A 14,686-nucleotide genomic window follows, 5' to 3' on the forward strand; every position below is an offset into this window, starting at 1 on the left:
CCGAACGGAGCACCATGGAGCACGACGTCCTGCAGCACCGCACCGCCCTGGTCACCGGAGCCAGCAGCGGCATCGGGGCCGCAATCGCCCGCGGCCTGCTTGACGCGGGCGCCCGGGTGCACGCGGTCGCGCGGCGAGGAGAGCTCGTTGCCGAGGTCCTGGGTGCCGAGGCGATCGCGTCCACCCGGGCCATCGCACACGGCGCCGACCTGGCCGACCTGACGCAGCTCGACGCCCTGTGCGACCGGCTCGACCACGACCCGCCGGACATCGTGGTGTGCGCGGCGGGAACCAACGTCACCGACCGCCGCTTCGGGCAGCTGACGAAGGAGTCGTGGGAGACGGTCCGTTCCCTCAACCTCGACTCGATCTTCCACCTGCTGCGCCGAACCGTGCCCGCCATGCGTGGCCGAGGTGGTGACATCGTCCTGATCTCCTCCGTCTCCGCGCAGTGGCCAGACCACGCCGGCGCGGCCTACGCCGCCACCAAGGCGGGCGTCATCGCCCTGGGGCGTGGCATCTCCCGCGACGAACATGTGCACGGTGTCCGGGTGACCTCCGTCCTTCCCGGCCTGGTCGACACCCCGCTCGTGGATCGGCGCCCGTCGCCGCCGCCGCCGGAGCTACGGCGATGGTGCGTCAAACCCGAGGACGTCAGTGCCGCCGTGCTGGCTGCCGTCAGCCTGCCGCCCCGTGCCCACATCCCGGAGATGACGCTCGTCGCCACCCGTCTGCAGTCGATGGGTGGCACCCAGGCGGCGTCGCCGGAACTACCGAAGGGTCTGGAAGGGCTGTCGCCCGAGCATTTCGTCGCCCGAGGGACCACCGATGCGTGAACAGCTGCCCCTGACCGGTAAGGTCGCCCTCGTCACCGGGGCCGCCCGCGGGATCGGGCGCGCCTACGCCGTGCGTCTCGCCGAACTCGGGGCAGACGTCGCCGTCGTCGACCGGGACCTTCGTTCGTTCACCGAGGAGCAGACCGCCGGCGGCCGGCCCACCGACGCGGCCGTCACGGCGCTCGGCCGGCGCGCGGTTGGCCTCACCGCGGACGTGACCGATCCGGGCAGCGTCGAGACCGCCGTGAACGACGCCGTCGCTGCGCTCGGCCGGCTCGACATCCTCGTGTGCAACGCCGGCGGGGGGTCCGGATCGATGACCGACTCCCTCGCCTCCCGGGCGACCGCGGAACACGTCGAGGCCGTCGTCCAGCGCAACCTCGTCGGCACCATCACCACCTGCCGCGCGGTCGTCCACCACATGCGCGGACACGGCTGGGGTCGCATCGTCACCGTTTCGTCCCTGGCCGGCCGCCGCGCCTTCCGTAACGGTGGCTACGCGGTCTACGGCGCCGCCAAGGCAGGCATCGCGATGTACACCCAGTCCCTCGCGCAGGAGCTCGGGCCCGAGGGCATCACCGTCAACTGCCTCGCACCCGGCTACATCGCCACCGGGCGCATGTCGGTGATGTTCGAGAACCTCGGTGCCGACGACCTGCGAGAGACCGTCGCGCTACGTAGGTTCGGGACCCCGGACGACTGCGCCGGCGCCCTGGAGTTCCTCGTCACCGACCTCGGCTCCTACGTCACCGGGACCGTCATCCCTGTCGATGGCGGCACCAGCATCTGACCACCCGCTGCTTCATCCGCACCGAACAGCACGATCCACCAGGAGGATCCATGACCGACCACCTCACCCGAGGCAGCACCGGAGCGCAGGGCGTGGCCCGCGTGGTCGTCGCCATGGATGACCCGATCGTCTTCGGGCTTCCCGGCGGGCACACCGTAGAGATCTTCGACGCGCTGCGCGACCTGGGGGACGACATCGAGGCGGTGCTCGTGCGCGAGGAGTCCCTCGCCACCGTCATGGCGGAGGCGTACGGCCGCTTCACCACGCGTCCCGCCGTCGTCATGGCGCAGGGTGCGTGGATCCTGGGCGCCGGGGGCATCGGCGTCATGGAGGCGCACCTGGGTGCGTCGCCGATGGTCATTCTCCTCGACGCCACCGAGGGCGGCACCTACTCCCACCACGGCCCGTACCAGTCCGGCTTCGGTGGCTACGGCGCCTTCGACCTGCCCGCCGCGATGGCTGCCATCACCAAGCGCACCTTCGTCGCCACCGACCCGGTCCAGGCCGTGGAGATGACGCAGCTCGCCATCGCCCAGGCCACTGTCGGGGAGCCCGGGCCGGTCGCCGTCGTCTTCCACTCCCGCGCTCTCCTCGGTGCCGTGAGCGACGACGACGCCCGGCGGATCTGCCTCGCGCCCCGTGTCCCCGCACCCCCGCCGCATCCGGACGGCGACGCGGTTGTCGCCGCCGGGGCCCGCCTCAACGGTGCGCACCGGCCCGTCATCCTGGCGGGCAACGGGGCACGGCCGGCCGCCGCCGAGCTCCGTGCGCTCGCCGAGCACCTGCGGGCGCCGGTGGTGACGACTCCTGGTGGCAAGGGGGTGTTTCCCGAGGACCACCCCCTCGCCCTCGGGGTGATCGGCTCCTTCGGGCACGACGCTGCCAACCGGGTGCTCGGGGCCGCCGACGTCGTCGTGGCCGTCGGCACGAAGATCGGTGCGACTGACACCATGGAGGAGCACCCCGATCTGATCGACGGGACGCGCCAGACGATCGTCCAGATCGACGTCGAGCCGCTCAACCTCGGCTGGACCCAGCGCGTCGCGCACCCGCTGCTCGGCCGTGCTCAGGATGTGCTTCCGCTGCTCGCCGCCCACGTGGCGCAACGGCCCGCCGACCGTACCGGCTGGGCCGAGGAGATTCGGGCCGGCGCCCGCGTCCTCAAGGTCCCCGAGCTCGCCGAGGACGATCGCGTCAACCCGCGAGCCCTAGCCGCGCTCCTCTCCGAGCTGCTCCCCGACGACGCCGTCGTCACCTGCGATGCGGGCGAGAACCGGCTCTTCATGCTCCACGACTACATGGTCCGGCCCGGCGGCACCCTGATCCAGCCCAACGGGGGTGGCGGTATGGGCTACGCCGTGCCCGCTGCCATCGCCGCGACCTACGCGCTGCCCGGCCGGCTCGCCGTGGCGGTGCTCGGCGACGGCGGGTACGCGATGTCCCTCCACGGCCTGATGACCGCTGTCGAGCAGCGCCGTCACCTGCTCGTCGTCGTCATGGACAACCAGGCGCTCGGGTGGGTGCTGCACGGGCAGGGCGAACGGCCGTACATGTCCACGTTCGAGAAGTTCGACCTGGCTGCGATCGCCGGGTCGATCGGCTGCACCACCACCGTGGCACACACCCGCGAGGAGATCGCGGGGGCGGTCCAGCGCGCCACCACCGAGCCGGCGGTGCACGTCCTGGTGGTGCCGACGTCGCTGTCCGAGAGTTTCCTGACCCTGCGCTCGCCCATGGCTGGGGCGAGCCACGAGGAGGTCGGGGCCGGCCGAGAGTGATGCACGGCCGTGCGCGGGCCCGACCTGTGCCGGCGATTCGGTAGCGCCCCCAGGGCCCCCACGGAGAGAAGCACCATGACGACATCTGACCCCCGCACGGACGAGGAGCTCGTGCGGCTCGCACAGCGCGCACGGTGGCTGGCCCTGAGCACCGTGGCGCGTCGGAAGGCAGGGCACGTCGGAGGTCCACTGTCCGCGATGGACATGCTCGTCACGCTCTATTTCGACACCCTTCGACGGGACCCGGCCAGGCCCGCGGACCCCGGCCGTGACCGGTTCATCCTGTCCAAGGGGCACAACGCCATCGCGCTCTACGCCGTCATGGCGCTGCGCGGGTACATGCCGGTCGAGGAGCTCGACACCTTCGACGCCGGCGACTCACGCCTGCAGGGCCACCCAGACATGCTCAAGCTGCCCGGCCTCGACGCGTCGACCGGTTCCCTCGGTCAGGGTCTGGCACTCGGAGCCGGCATGGCACTCGAGGCGCGCCGGCGCGGCAACGGCTTCACGACGTTCGTGATGCTGGGTGACGGTGAGCACCAGGAGGGCATGGTCTGGGAGTCCGTGGCATGCGCAAGCCGCTACCGGCTGGACAACCTCGTTGCGATCATCGACCGCAACGGCCTCCAGCAGTACGGGTGGCCGCACGACGGCGGGCCGGACTCCCGCTTCGACCGGCTGGATCCCTGGGCCGGCGTGGACCTTCCCGCCGTCTATCGAGGCTTCGGCTGGGAGGTCATCGAGGTGGACGGGCACGACGTCTCCGCCCTGCGGGAGACGTTCGTACACGCCCGGGACCGCCGCACAGGTCGCCCGACGGTGGTCGTCGCGACGACGACCAAGGGGCGGGGCGTGTCTTTCACCGAGGGACGGTTCACGTGGCACAACGGGGTTCCGACCGCCGAGCAGCTTGCCCGGGCGGCACGGGACCTGGGCATCGAGGAGGGGGCCACGGCGCGATGAGCTCGCAACGTGAGGCATGGGCGGCCGAGCTGACGGAGCTGGCCGCTCGGGACGACCGTGTCGTGGTTCTCGACGGCGACCTGGGCACGTCGACCAAGGCCGACGGCTTTGCCGCGACCCACCCGGACCAGTTCTTCCAGATGGGCATCGCCGAGCAGAATCTCGTCGGCGTGGCCGCAGGGATGGCGTCCGTCGGAGCCGTTCCATGGGCGGCGACCTTCGGTGTGTTCCTCACCCAGCGCGCGCTGGATCAGATCCGCATGCTGATCTCCCAGACCGGGGCGAACGTCAAGCTCGCCGGGCACTACACCGGGCTGCTCAACGGCGGCGCCGGCAAGACCCACCAGGACATCGAGGACCTCGCGATCTTGCGCGCCATGCCGGGCATGACGGTCATCGCCCCGGCCGACGCCGCCGAGACGCGAGCCGCCGTCCGGTGGGCCACCGAGTATGACGGTCCCGTCTACCTTCGAGTGGCGCGGGACCCCGACGTCGACGTCGACACCGGCGGCGAGCTCCGTCCGGACCACCTGGTCGAGCTGCGGCGGGGCACCGACGTCACGGTGATCACCACCGGCATCCAGACGGCCCGGACGACGACGGCCCTCGACCTGTTGGCCAGACGGGGCATCTCGGCCCGGCATCTGCACGCCGCGTTCCTCAAGCCGTTGTCTGAACGGACCGTCATGGACGCGGTCGGGGACGCGAAGGAGGTCGTCACCGTCGAGGAGCACTCGGTCCACGGTGGTCTCGGAGGTCTGGTGGCCGAGGCGGTCGCCTCCGCCGGTCGTGCCGTGCGAGTCACCCGGGTCGGCCTGGCCGACCAGTGGTCGGAGTCCGCCCCCAACGACTTCCTGCTCGATCGGTTCGGCCTGTCCCCGCAGCGGGTGGCTGAGCGTATCGAGGCGGTCGTCGGTGCGGTGGAGATGTCGTGACGATGATCGGGCTGACCAAGATCGCGCCCGGGAGGGTGGAGCTGGCAGAGCGCCGGACGCGCGAGGTGGGTGCAGGCCAGGTGCGGGTGCGGGTCGCCGCCACGGGCGTCTGCGGCACCGACCTGCACATCGCGTCCGACGATTACGCCAGCGAGCCTCCGGTGACGATGGGGCACGAGATCTCGGGCGTCGTGGTCGAGACGGGCGGTGGTGTGGACCCGTCGTGGACGGGGCAACGGGTGGTGTGCGAGACGTACTTCTCGACCTGCGAGGTCTGTGCCATGTGCCGCGACGGGCGGCGGAACCTTTGCGCCTCGCGACGCTCGCTCGGATCCTTCGAGGACGGCGGGTTCGCCGCATCGGTCGTCGTCCCGGCGTTGAACCTCCACCGCGTCCCCGGGCACGTCGACAGTGTGGACGCCGTCCTCTTCGAGCCGCTCGCCTGCGTCACCCAATGCCTCTTCGACCCTGCGAGGGTCGAGGCCGGTGACCGCGTCCTGGTGATCGGACCGGGCACGATGGGACTGCTTAGTGTCCAGGTCGCGCTCGCCGCCGGAGCGCGGGTGACCTGCGCCGGACTGCCCTCGGACGCGGTACGCCTTTCGCTGGCCGCCGGGATGGGGGCCGAAACGACGACCGACGTGCTCACCGAGGCCTATGACGTCGTCGTCGAGTGCTCGGGAGCCGCTGGGGGGATCACCGCGGCGTTCCGAGCGGTTCGCCGGGGCGGCCGGTACGTCCAGGTCGGCATCCACGGTAAGGACGTCGCGGTTCCGTTCGACTCCGTGCTGTACAAGGAGCTCGAGATCTCTTCAGGTTTTGCCTCGACCCCCAGGTCCTGGGACCGGGCGCTGACGCTCGTGCGGGAACGTAGCGTCGAGTTCTCCGGGCTGGTGACGCACAGCGTTCCGCTGACCGACTGGCAGACGGCTTTTGGCCTCGTGGGATCGTCGGAGGCGGTGAAAGTCGTGTTGCGGCCGTGATTCCGCTGGCCTGTCCCCTGGAAGCACCCCGGAACTGGCGCGCGGCCAAAGGCGGCGGTGAGTTCGGTGTCGCCGTGGATGGCGAGGGCGCCGAGGTGCTCGAGGCCCGGCACCAGCAACGGACCGCCCGAGGCTCATCAGCAGCCTCTTCAAGGCCGAGCCCATCCGCAACAAGGGGCCCTGGACCGGCATCAACGACGTCGAATCGCCGTAGCCGAGTACGTCGACTGGTTCAACGACCACCACCACGGCTAACTCCGCCACGTCCTACCAGCCGAGTTCGAGGCCCTCCACGCCAGGCAGCGGAACCAAGCGCTGGCAAGGACCGCCCTGTAGGAGCCGAACATCACACGGCCTGAGGGTGGATCTGTCACAGTGTTGGTGACGGGTAGACCGGCGCCGGACCCGTCGGCCAGCGACGGCCCCGGGGGCGTCTGGGTGGGACGAAGGGACAACCATGGGACGGGTAGAAGGAAAAGTTGCATTGGTCACCGGTGGCGCATCGGGTCTGGGGAGGGCCTCGGCCATCCTGCTGGCGAGCGAAGGCGCCCAGGTCGTCGTGTCCGATATCAACGACGCTGGCGGCAACGACGTGACCTCGACGATCGTGGGCGCCGGCGGTAACGCGATCTTCGTCCATCACGACGTCACCGAGGAGGCCGCCTGGCAGGAGGCCTACCGCACGACAGTGGACAGGTACGGGCGTGTGGATGTCGTGGTCAACAGCGCCGGCATGGGGGTCGGTGGACCGCCCGAGGAGCAGACGTTGGAGGACTGGCGCAAGCTCATGGCGCTCAACCTCGACTCGGTCTTCTTGGGTACCAAGCACGCCATTCTGACGATGAAGGAGCACAAGCCGGCGACCGGCGGCTCGATCATCAACCTGTCCTCGATCGAGGGACTCGTGGGGGACCCCAACCTGGGGGCGTACAACGCCTCAAAGGGCGGGGTGCGCCTGTACACCAAGTCGGTCGCACTGTACTGCGCACACAACAGGCTCGGCATCCGCGCCAACAGCATCCACCCCGGCTACATCTGGACGGCCATGGTGGAGAACTACCTGGCCTCGGTCGGTGACGTCGACGAAGGTCGCAAGGCGCTGGACGCCATGCACCCGATCGGACACGTGGGTGAGCCGGACGACATCGCCTACGGCGTGCTGTACCTCGCCTCGGACGAGTCCAAGTTCGTCACCGGCGCCGAGCTCGTCATCGACGGGGGGTACACCGCCCAGTAGGGGCCGGAGGGATCTCGACCGGGGCCATGTCCACGAACCGCTCCGAGTGCTGCACGGTCAGGATCTCGGCCTCCTCGGCCACGGACAGGGCCCGCAGCCGACGCTTGGGCTCGCGGGCCCGGTGCGGCGGGCCGGGGTGGTGCGGTGGTAGCGGTAGTGGGTCGCCCCGGAACAGCCGACCGCCGGCAGGCGTGGCGGCTGGGTCGTGGACGCCGGAGCCCGGGCCGGTGCGCTGCCGGTCGACGGTGGCCATGGTGCCTTGCTGGTTCTGGATGTGGTGCCCCCATTCGTGGGCGACCATGTACATCTGCGCCAGCGGCGCGTTCTCGGCGCCGAGCCGGGTCTCGCGCTGGTCGAAGAACCCGATGTCGAGGTACACGTTCGAGTCGGTGGGGCAGTGGAACGGGCCGACGGCGGAGGTCGCGCTTCCGCAGCCGGTCGACACCGAGCCCTCGAACACCTCGAAGCCGGGCATCACGTACTCGATGCCCGCCTGCTCGGGCAGCGTCGGCTCCCAGAACACGTCGAGGGCGTCCGCGGTGTCGAGCATCCGGCAGTCGGTGAACTCGTTCGCATCCGCGCCGGTCCGGCAGTGCTCGAAGCCTCCGACCACCGGTGCGGCAGGTCCCGCGGGCTCGCCGCCGCCGAGCAGCCCGGACAGGTCCTGGCCGGTGAGCAGGGAGATGACGAGCACCACGAGGAGGGCCCGCCACCGAGGCCGCCGCCGATGGCCGCGCCCCGGCCGCCACGGGAGCGGCGCACCCGGCCCGGGTCCGCCCGTACGTCGTCGTGGAAGGTCATGGGCCGACGGTAGAGCCGCGGGTGCGGGGGTGGTGCGCGTACGTGAGGGGGTGCCCGGCGCCCCGGGGCACTAGGCTCGAGGGCAGCCGATCCACAGGAGGAACACCCCATGCCGTCCCGCACCGACGTCGCCCGTATGGTCGACCACACCCTGCTCAAGCCCGAGTCCACCCCGGCCGACGTCGCCGCGCTCGTCGCCGAGGCACGCCGCCTGGGCACGTACTCGGTGTGCGTCTCGCCGAACCAGCTGCCGCTGGGGGACACCGGTGACGTCCTGGTGGCTGCGGTCTGCGGGTTCCCGTCCGGTGCGCACCACGCCGAGGTGAAGGCCGCCGAGGCCGCCCGCTCCGCCGCCGACGGCGCCGACGAGATCGACATGGTCATCAACCTGGCGCTGGCGACCACGGGCCGCTACGACGCCGTGCGCGAGGAGATCGCCGCGGTGCGCGCCGCCGCGCCCGATGTCCTGCTCAAGGTCATCATGGAGTCCGCGGCCCTCACCGACGAGCAGATCGTCGCCGTGTGCCAGGCGGCCGAGGCAGCGGGTGCCGAGTTCGTCAAGACCTCCACCGGGTTCCACGCCGCCGGCGGGGCCAGCGTGCACGCCGTCGAGCTCATGGCCAGGACCGTGGGCGGGCGTCTCGGCGTCAAGGCCTCCGGCGGAATCCGCACCACCGAGGCGGCCCTGGCGATGATCGAGGCCGGGGCCACCCGTCTCGGGCTCTCCGGCACGGCCACGGTGCTCGACGGCCTCACCGACTGACCGGCGCCTCGCCCCTCCCTCACCGACGGCGGGTGTTTGTGCCGACGGCGGGTGGTCCACCAGGCGCCGTCGGCACGAACACCCGCCGTCGCTGGGCGATCGAGCGGGAGCGCTGGGTGATCGCGATCGCGCCTGGGTGCCGGTGCCACGGTGTGAGGAATCTCTTCGCGGCGTCGCACGCCGGGGTCGTAGACTGGACGGCGCATCCTTTCGGGTGCTCCCACTTTCTGCTGCCGTCTTGAGGTCTGCCCTGTGATCACCGCCCACGACGTCTCGGTGCGCATCGGCGCCCGCGAGCTCCTCCACGAGGCGTCCTTCCGTGTCGACACGGGCATGCGGATCGGGCTGGTCGGGCGCAACGGTGCGGGCAAGACGACCCTGACGAAGCTGCTCTCCGGCCAGGACGCCAGTGCCTCGGTGGTCCAGCACACCGGCCAGATCGTGCGCACGGGCGAGATCGGCTACCTCCCGCAGGACCCACGCACCGGCGACATGAGCGTGCTCGCGCGCGACCGGGTGCTCTCCGCGCGGGGCATCGACGAGATCGTCCGTCGCATCCGCAAGTCCGAGAATGTCATGGCCACCACCACCGGCGACAAGCAGGCCAAGGCCATGGAGAAGTACGCCCGCCTCGACGCCGAGTTCGCCGCCCAGGGCGGTTGGGCGGCGGAGTCCGAGGCGGCCCGGATCACCTCGAACCTCGGCCTGCCGCAGCGCGTCCTCGACCAGCCGCTGGAGACCCTCTCCGGCGGCCAGCGCCGCCGGGTCGAGCTGGCGCGCATCCTCTTCTCCGGCGTCGACACGCTGCTGCTGGACGAGCCGACGAACCACCTCGACCACGACTCCATCGGGTGGCTGCGCGAGTACCTGCGTTCCTACAACGGTGGGCTCATCGTGATCAGCCACGACGCCGAACTGCTGCGCGAGACGATCAACCACGTCTTCTACCTCGACGCCAACCGCAGCGTCCTCGACGTCTACAACATGGGCTGGGACGCCTACCTCAAGCAACGCGAGTCCGACGAGCGGCGCCGACACCGCGAACGGGCCAACGCCGAGAAGAAGGCCGGCCAGCTCATGGCCCAGGCCGACAAGATGCGTGCCAAGGCCACCAAGACCGTCGCGGCGCAGAACATGGCCCGCCGCGCCGAGCGCCTCCTGTCCGGGCTCGACGAGACCCGCCAGTCCGACAAGGTCGCACACCTGCGCTTCCCCGACCCGGCACCGTCCGGCAAGACGCCCCTCATGGCCGAGGGCCTGAGCAAGTCCTACGGTTCGCTCGAGGTCTTCACCGACGTCGACCTGGCCATCGACCGGGGCTCCAAGGTCGTCATCCTCGGCCTCAACGGCGCCGGCAAGACGACGCTGCTGCGCATCCTCGGCTCCGTGGAGGAGTCGGACACCGGCCGCCTCCTCCCGGGCCACGGCCTCAAGATCGGCTACTACGCCCAGGAGCACGAGACGCTCGACGTCGAGCGCACCGTGGTGGAGAACCTCCGCTCCGCCGCCCCGGACCTCGACGACACCGGCGTGCGCAGCGTGCTCGGTTCCTTCCTCTTCTCCGGCGACGACGCCGACAAACCCGCCAAGGTGCTCTCCGGCGGGGAGAAGACGCGGCTGGCGCTCGCCGTCCTCGTCGTCTCCTCGGCGAACGTCCTGTTGCTGGACGAGCCCACCAACAACCTTGACCCCGCCAGCCGTGAGGAGATCCTCGGCGCCCTGGCCTCGTTCACCGGCGCCGTCGTCCTCGTCACGCACGACGAGGGCGCCGTGCAGGCGCTCAACCCCGACCGGGTGCTGCTGCTCCCGGAGGGGGACGAGGACCTGTGGAACGCGGGCTACCTCGACCTCGTCACCCTCGCCTGAGAGCCTCCGGGGCCTGGTCGGGGCCCTGCCCGGCCGTGAACCGCGGGTCCGCCGCGAGCTGGGCGTCCACGAGGGCGTCCTCCTCGGCCTCCGCGGCGCGGCGCGGGCGCGGCACGCGCGTCCCGGCGTTGTCGGCGGCCTCGCGCCGGGCCAGGATCACCAGCGCCGCGAGTGCCCCCGCGGAGAAGAACCACCACTGGAACGCGTAGGACATGTTCACGCCGTAGCGCGACTGCGGCCGCGCGTACCCGCCGAGCGTCACCTCCGCGGCCGGCTCCTCCGCGACGACGGCCACGTAGCCGCCGAGCACCGGTAGGCCGGCGACGTCGATCCCCGCGCTGCCCAGCACCCCGGCGGGGTCGAGCGTGTACACCTGCCGGGCCGGGGTGGTGCGGTCCACCGGCTGCTCCGGGGCGCGTAGGCGTGCGGTCAGGGTCACCTCGCCGTCCGGGGGCGCGGGCACCTCCCCGTCGGTCTCGGCGGCGCCGGCGCCGGTCCAGCCACGGTCGACGACGACGACGAGGCTCCCGCCGGCGGGCAGGTCGGCCATGAACGGGGCGACGACGTGCACGGCCGGGGTACCGTCCACCGGTCGGTTGCGCAGCAGCACGGTGGTGCCCTCCGCGTACCGGCCCGTCAGCGTCACCGGCTGCCACTCGTTGCCGGCGTCGACCACGGGGGCGCCGCCGAGCGCGTCGACGAGCGGCACGGGTGCGGCGTCGTAGACGTCGTCCACCTGGGTGGCCTGGGCGGCGCGTACCTCGTAACGGCTCCACTGCCAGACGCCGAGCAGCGCGCACACCACGGACACCACGACCATCGCCGCGATCAGCCCGAGCCACCGACCCGAGGCGAGGAACGCGTACCGGGAGGGCGCGCTCACCCGTGCGAACCGTCGAGCTCGTCGACGCCGATGACGTCGCGCAGGAACGAGCGCGCCCCCAGGTACTGGGTCAGGTGCTCGCGGTGCGCGTCGCACGCCAGCCAGACCTTCCGGCGTCCTTCCGTGTGCAGGCGTGGGTTGTTCCACAGCAGGGCGTGCACGGCCGTGTCCCGGCAGCCCTTGGCGCTGCAGACCAGGTTGGCGGCGTCGTCGATGTAGGGGAGCGCCGCGTCGGGGCTCATCGGAGGTACTCCGTTCTCGGGTCGTACGGCAGCGTGGGCGCCGGGGGCAGGCGGGGTGCGGAGCCGGGTGGGACGAACGCGCTGTCCGCCGCCACGGGGCGTTCGCGCCCCGCGTTGGCGACCAGCACCGCGAGCAGCGGCAGGACCGCCGCACCCACCACGCACAGCCACAGCCACGGGTACGGCACCACGAACAGCAGCAGCAGGCACGCGGTGCGGATACCCATGGAGACCAGGTAGCGCACCGTGCGGTCGTGCACGTCCTCCGACAGCGCGCGGCGCACCGAGGTGATCGCGTAGACCTGCGACACCTTGCTGCTGCGGCGCCCCCTCACCGCATCAGGTTACGCCGGATCGGGGCGAGGATGGCCGGCCCGTCCGGGCCTCTTCGCCCTGGTGGCCCGCGGTGGGCTACGGTTTCCCCGCAGCGAAGGGTCGATGAACGGGAGCCGTCAGTGGACGAGCGGGGTGCGCGCAGTGTGCTGGTGACGGGTGCGAACCGGGGCATCGGCCGGGCGATCGCGGAGCGGTTCGTCGCGGCCGGGGACAAGGTGGCGACGATGTACCGCTCCGGGGACCTGCCCGACGGCGTGCTGGGCGTCGTGGGGGACGTCCGAGACACCGCCTCGGTGGACGCCGCCTTCACCGCCGTCGAGGCCGAGCACGGCCCCGTCGAGGTCGTGGTCGCCAACGCCGGCGTCACCCGGGACCAGCTCCTCATGCGGATGAGCGACGAGGATTTCGACACCGTCATCGACACCAATCTCGCCGGGGCGTTCCGCGTCGCCCGGCGGGCCAGCAAGGGCATGATCCGGCTGCGGCGCGGGCGCATCGTGCTGATCTCCTCGGTGGTCGCGCTGTACGGCGGGCCGGGCCAGGTCAACTACTCCGCCTCCAAGGCCGGCCTCGTCGGCATGGCCAGGTCGATCACGCGCGAGCTGGGCGGGCGAGGCATCACCGCCAACGTCGTCGCCCCCGGTTTCATCGACACCGCCATGACGCAGGCCCTGCCCGAGAAGCAGCAGGAGGCGTACCGGGCGGCCATCCCCGCCGGCCGCTTCGGCACGGTCGACGACGTCGCCGCCGCCGTGCACTTCCTTGCGAGCCCCGCGGCCGCCTACATCTCCGGGGCCGTCGTCCCCGTCGACGGCGGCCTCGGCATGGGCCACTGATCTCCGGCATGCGCCCGCACACGCCGCACCCTCCCGTACGAGAAAGTGAGAACTGATGGGACTGCTCGAGGGCAAGTCGATCCTGGTGACCGGGGTCCTCAAGGACAGCTCGATCGCCTTCCATGTCGCCCGGCTCGCTCAGGAGCAGGGGGCGAACGTCATCCTGTCCTCGTTCGGGCGCCAGGCCCGCCTGACCGAGATCACCACCCGGCGGCTGCCCTGCCCCGCGCCGGTGGTCACCCTCGACGTGCAGAACCAGGAGGATCTCGACGGCCTCGCCGCCGCCGTGCGTGAGCACACCGACCACCTCGACGCGGTGGTCCACTCCATCGGGTTCGCCCCGTCGTCCGTTTTGGGTGGCAAGTTCCTCGCCGGCCAGTGGGCGGACGTCGCCACCGCCGTGGAGATCTCGGCCTTCTCGCTCAAGGCCCTCGCGGTGGCCGCGAAGCCGCTCATGGTGCGCGGCTCCGCCGTCGTCGGCCTGACGTTCGACGGGTCCTTCGCATGGCCCGTCTACGACTGGATGGGCGTGGCCAAAGCCGCCTTGGAGGCGACCGCCCGCTACCTCGCGCGGGACCTCGGCCCGGACGGCATCCGCGTCAACCTCGTCTCCGCCGGCCCCGTCCGGACGACGGCGGCGACCGCCATCCCGGGCTTCGAGCAGGTCGAGGCCGGCTGGGACGAGCGCGCACCGCTGGGCTGGGACGTCTCCGACGCCGAGCCCACCGCGCGCACCGTCCTCGCGCTGTGCTCGGACTGGTTCCCGGCCACCACCGCCGAGATCGTGCACGTCGACGGCGGCGTGCACGCGATGGGCGCGTGATGGCCCACACGCTCGTCCTCATGCGGCACGCGAAGGCGGAGCCCGAGGGCAACCTCGGGGATCTCATGCGGCCGCTCGCGGGCAAGGGCCGCAAGCAGGCCGCCGCCCTCGGCCCGCGCCTCGCGGCGGCGGTGACCGCCGTGGACCTGGCACTCGTCTCCACCGCGCTGCGCACCACCGAGACGGTCAAACTGGTCTCCGGCGGTGTGACCATCCGCGACCGGCGCGCCGTCGAGAGCCTCTACCAGGCCGTACCGCGCCAGGTGCTCGGCCTGCTGCAGGAGCTCGACGAGGCGCTGGGCACCGTCATGGTGGTGGGCCACGAGCCGACGATCTCGGGGCTCGCCTACCTCCTGCACGACACCCGCGACGACCTGGCCCAGCAGGTCAGCCTGGGGGTGCCGACGGCGACCGCGTGCCTCCTCCAGGTGCCGACGTCGTGGCGGGACCTCGACCGCAGCACCGCCCACCTGACGCGGCTCATCCGCTACCGGCAGTAACGCGCGCGGGCCCCGGGCCGGTGACGCGGGCGGACCCCGGGCCGGTGAGGCCGGCGGGCCCCCGGGCCGGTGACGCGGGCGGACCCCGGGCCGGTGACGCCGGCGGGCCCCCGG

General features: G+C 71.7%; 16 protein-coding genes. 12 read left to right on the forward strand and 4 right to left on the reverse strand.

Annotated elements, in window-relative coordinates; genetic code table 11:
• The first annotated feature begins 14 nt into the window (after window positions 1-14).
• The 7 genes from ACYC1Z_RS00550 (at window position 15) to ACYC1Z_RS00580 (ending at window position 7,522) form a co-directional block, all read left to right on the forward strand.
• Complete coding sequence (locus ACYC1Z_RS00550) at window positions 15-836, forward strand: SDR family oxidoreductase (protein WP_461407608.1); 822 nt, start codon at window positions 15-17, stop codon at window positions 834-836.
• The gene (locus ACYC1Z_RS00555; protein WP_461407609.1) at window positions 829-1,626 is read left to right on the forward strand and encodes an SDR family NAD(P)-dependent oxidoreductase; all 798 of its coding nucleotides are present in this window, start codon (window positions 829-831) and stop codon (window positions 1,624-1,626) included. The genes ACYC1Z_RS00550 and ACYC1Z_RS00555 overlap by 8 nt, the downstream gene beginning before the upstream one ends.
• Window positions 1,627-1,676: 50 nt before the next feature.
• Window positions 1,677-3,404, forward strand: a complete 1,728-nt coding sequence (locus tag ACYC1Z_RS00560) for a thiamine pyrophosphate-binding protein (protein ID WP_461407610.1) — start codon at window positions 1,677-1,679, stop codon at window positions 3,402-3,404.
• Window positions 3,405-3,479: 75 nt separating this feature from the next.
• Complete coding sequence (locus tag ACYC1Z_RS00565; protein WP_461407611.1) at window positions 3,480-4,367, forward strand: transketolase; 888 nt, start codon at window positions 3,480-3,482, stop codon at window positions 4,365-4,367.
• On the forward strand, window positions 4,364-5,302 hold the full coding sequence (locus ACYC1Z_RS00570; RefSeq protein WP_461407612.1) for a transketolase family protein: 939 nt from the start codon (window positions 4,364-4,366) through the stop codon (window positions 5,300-5,302). Before ACYC1Z_RS00565 ends, ACYC1Z_RS00570 begins: the two co-directional genes overlap by 4 nt.
• A 2-nt stretch (window positions 5,303-5,304) precedes the next feature.
• Window positions 5,305-6,285, forward strand: a complete 981-nt coding sequence (locus ACYC1Z_RS00575) for a zinc-dependent alcohol dehydrogenase (RefSeq protein ID WP_461407625.1) — start codon at window positions 5,305-5,307, stop codon at window positions 6,283-6,285.
• A 457-nt stretch (window positions 6,286-6,742) separates the two neighbouring features.
• The gene (locus tag ACYC1Z_RS00580) at window positions 6,743-7,522 is read left to right on the forward strand and encodes a glucose 1-dehydrogenase (RefSeq protein WP_461407613.1); all 780 of its coding nucleotides are present in this window, start codon (window positions 6,743-6,745) and stop codon (window positions 7,520-7,522) included.
• On the opposite strand, the gene ACYC1Z_RS00585 is transcribed toward ACYC1Z_RS00580, so the two are convergent.
• Window positions 7,494-8,216 carry a neutral zinc metallopeptidase gene (locus ACYC1Z_RS00585; RefSeq protein WP_461407614.1) on the reverse strand — a complete coding sequence of 241 codons (723 nt, stop codon included), beginning with the start codon at window positions 8,214-8,216 and terminating at the stop codon, window positions 7,494-7,496. The genes ACYC1Z_RS00580 and ACYC1Z_RS00585 overlap by 29 nt on opposite strands.
• Before the next feature lie 216 nt (window positions 8,217-8,432).
• Between ACYC1Z_RS00585 and deoC the strand changes: the two genes are divergently transcribed.
• Window positions 8,433-9,086, forward strand: a complete 654-nt coding sequence (gene deoC / locus ACYC1Z_RS00590) for a deoxyribose-phosphate aldolase (protein WP_461407615.1) — start codon at window positions 8,433-8,435, stop codon at window positions 9,084-9,086.
• A 252-nt stretch (window positions 9,087-9,338) separates the two neighbouring features.
• Entirely contained in the window at window positions 9,339-10,952 is a 1,614-nt protein-coding gene (locus tag ACYC1Z_RS00595) for an ABC-F family ATP-binding cassette domain-containing protein (protein WP_461407616.1), read from the forward strand.
• Here the strand turns inward: ACYC1Z_RS00595 and ACYC1Z_RS00600 are convergent.
• From ACYC1Z_RS00600 to ACYC1Z_RS00610, 3 genes are read right to left on the reverse strand one after another with little or no spacing between them, the layout of a single operon-like run.
• On the reverse strand, window positions 10,939-11,835 hold the full coding sequence (locus ACYC1Z_RS00600) for an SURF1 family cytochrome oxidase biogenesis protein (RefSeq protein ID WP_461407617.1): 897 nt from the start codon (window positions 11,833-11,835) through the stop codon (window positions 10,939-10,941). The genes ACYC1Z_RS00595 and ACYC1Z_RS00600 overlap by 14 nt on opposite strands.
• On the reverse strand, window positions 11,832-12,077 hold the full coding sequence (locus tag ACYC1Z_RS00605) for a hypothetical protein (RefSeq protein ID WP_461407618.1): 246 nt from the start codon (window positions 12,075-12,077) through the stop codon (window positions 11,832-11,834). The genes ACYC1Z_RS00600 and ACYC1Z_RS00605 overlap by 4 nt, the downstream gene beginning before the upstream one ends.
• Window positions 12,074-12,412 carry a DUF3099 domain-containing protein gene (locus tag ACYC1Z_RS00610; protein WP_461407619.1) on the reverse strand — a complete coding sequence of 113 codons (339 nt, stop codon included), beginning with the start codon at window positions 12,410-12,412 and terminating at the stop codon, window positions 12,074-12,076. The genes ACYC1Z_RS00605 and ACYC1Z_RS00610 overlap by 4 nt, the downstream gene beginning before the upstream one ends.
• 120 nt (window positions 12,413-12,532) lie before the next feature.
• Here ACYC1Z_RS00610 and fabG point away from each other — a divergent pair, with 120 nt between their 5' ends.
• From fabG to ACYC1Z_RS00625, 3 genes are read left to right on the forward strand one after another with little or no spacing between them, the layout of a single operon-like run.
• On the forward strand, window positions 12,533-13,249 hold the full coding sequence (gene fabG, locus ACYC1Z_RS00615) for a 3-oxoacyl-ACP reductase FabG (RefSeq protein ID WP_461407620.1): 717 nt from the start codon (window positions 12,533-12,535) through the stop codon (window positions 13,247-13,249).
• Between the two features lie 55 nt (window positions 13,250-13,304).
• A complete protein-coding gene (gene fabI / locus ACYC1Z_RS00620) occupies window positions 13,305-14,072 on the forward strand; it encodes an enoyl-ACP reductase FabI (RefSeq protein ID WP_461407621.1) in 768 nt (255 codons plus the stop codon).
• A 20-nt stretch (window positions 14,073-14,092) separates the two neighbouring features.
• Window positions 14,093-14,572: a SixA phosphatase family protein gene (locus ACYC1Z_RS00625; RefSeq protein ID WP_461407622.1), complete on the forward strand. Its 480-nt coding sequence runs from the start codon at window positions 14,093-14,095 to the stop codon at window positions 14,570-14,572.
• Window positions 14,573-14,686 lie beyond the last annotated feature (114 nt).

It is taken from the genome of Georgenia sp. (assembly GCF_054605595.1).

Coding starts and splice junctions, on each gene's coding strand:
- ACYC1Z_RS00550 (WP_461407608.1), top strand. CDS start 15: ATGGAGCACGACGTCCTGCAGCACCGCACCGCCCTGGTCACCGGAGCC.
- ACYC1Z_RS00555 (WP_461407609.1), top strand. CDS start 829: ATGCGTGAACAGCTGCCCCTGACCGGTAAGGTCGCCCTCGTCACCGGG.
- ACYC1Z_RS00560 (WP_461407610.1), top strand. CDS start 1,677: ATGACCGACCACCTCACCCGAGGCAGCACCGGAGCGCAGGGCGTGGCC.
- ACYC1Z_RS00565 (WP_461407611.1), top strand. CDS start 3,480: ATGACGACATCTGACCCCCGCACGGACGAGGAGCTCGTGCGGCTCGCA.
- ACYC1Z_RS00570 (WP_461407612.1), top strand. CDS start 4,364: ATGAGCTCGCAACGTGAGGCATGGGCGGCCGAGCTGACGGAGCTGGCC.
- ACYC1Z_RS00575 (WP_461407625.1), top strand. CDS start 5,305: ATGATCGGGCTGACCAAGATCGCGCCCGGGAGGGTGGAGCTGGCAGAG.
- ACYC1Z_RS00580 (WP_461407613.1), top strand. CDS start 6,743: ATGGGACGGGTAGAAGGAAAAGTTGCATTGGTCACCGGTGGCGCATCG.
- deoC (WP_461407615.1), top strand. CDS start 8,433: ATGCCGTCCCGCACCGACGTCGCCCGTATGGTCGACCACACCCTGCTC.
- ACYC1Z_RS00605 (WP_461407618.1), bottom strand. CDS start 12,077: ATGAGCCCCGACGCGGCGCTCCCCTACATCGACGACGCCGCCAACCTG.
- fabI (WP_461407621.1), top strand. CDS start 13,305: ATGGGACTGCTCGAGGGCAAGTCGATCCTGGTGACCGGGGTCCTCAAG.
- ACYC1Z_RS00625 (WP_461407622.1), top strand. CDS start 14,093: ATGCGGCACGCGAAGGCGGAGCCCGAGGGCAACCTCGGGGATCTCATG.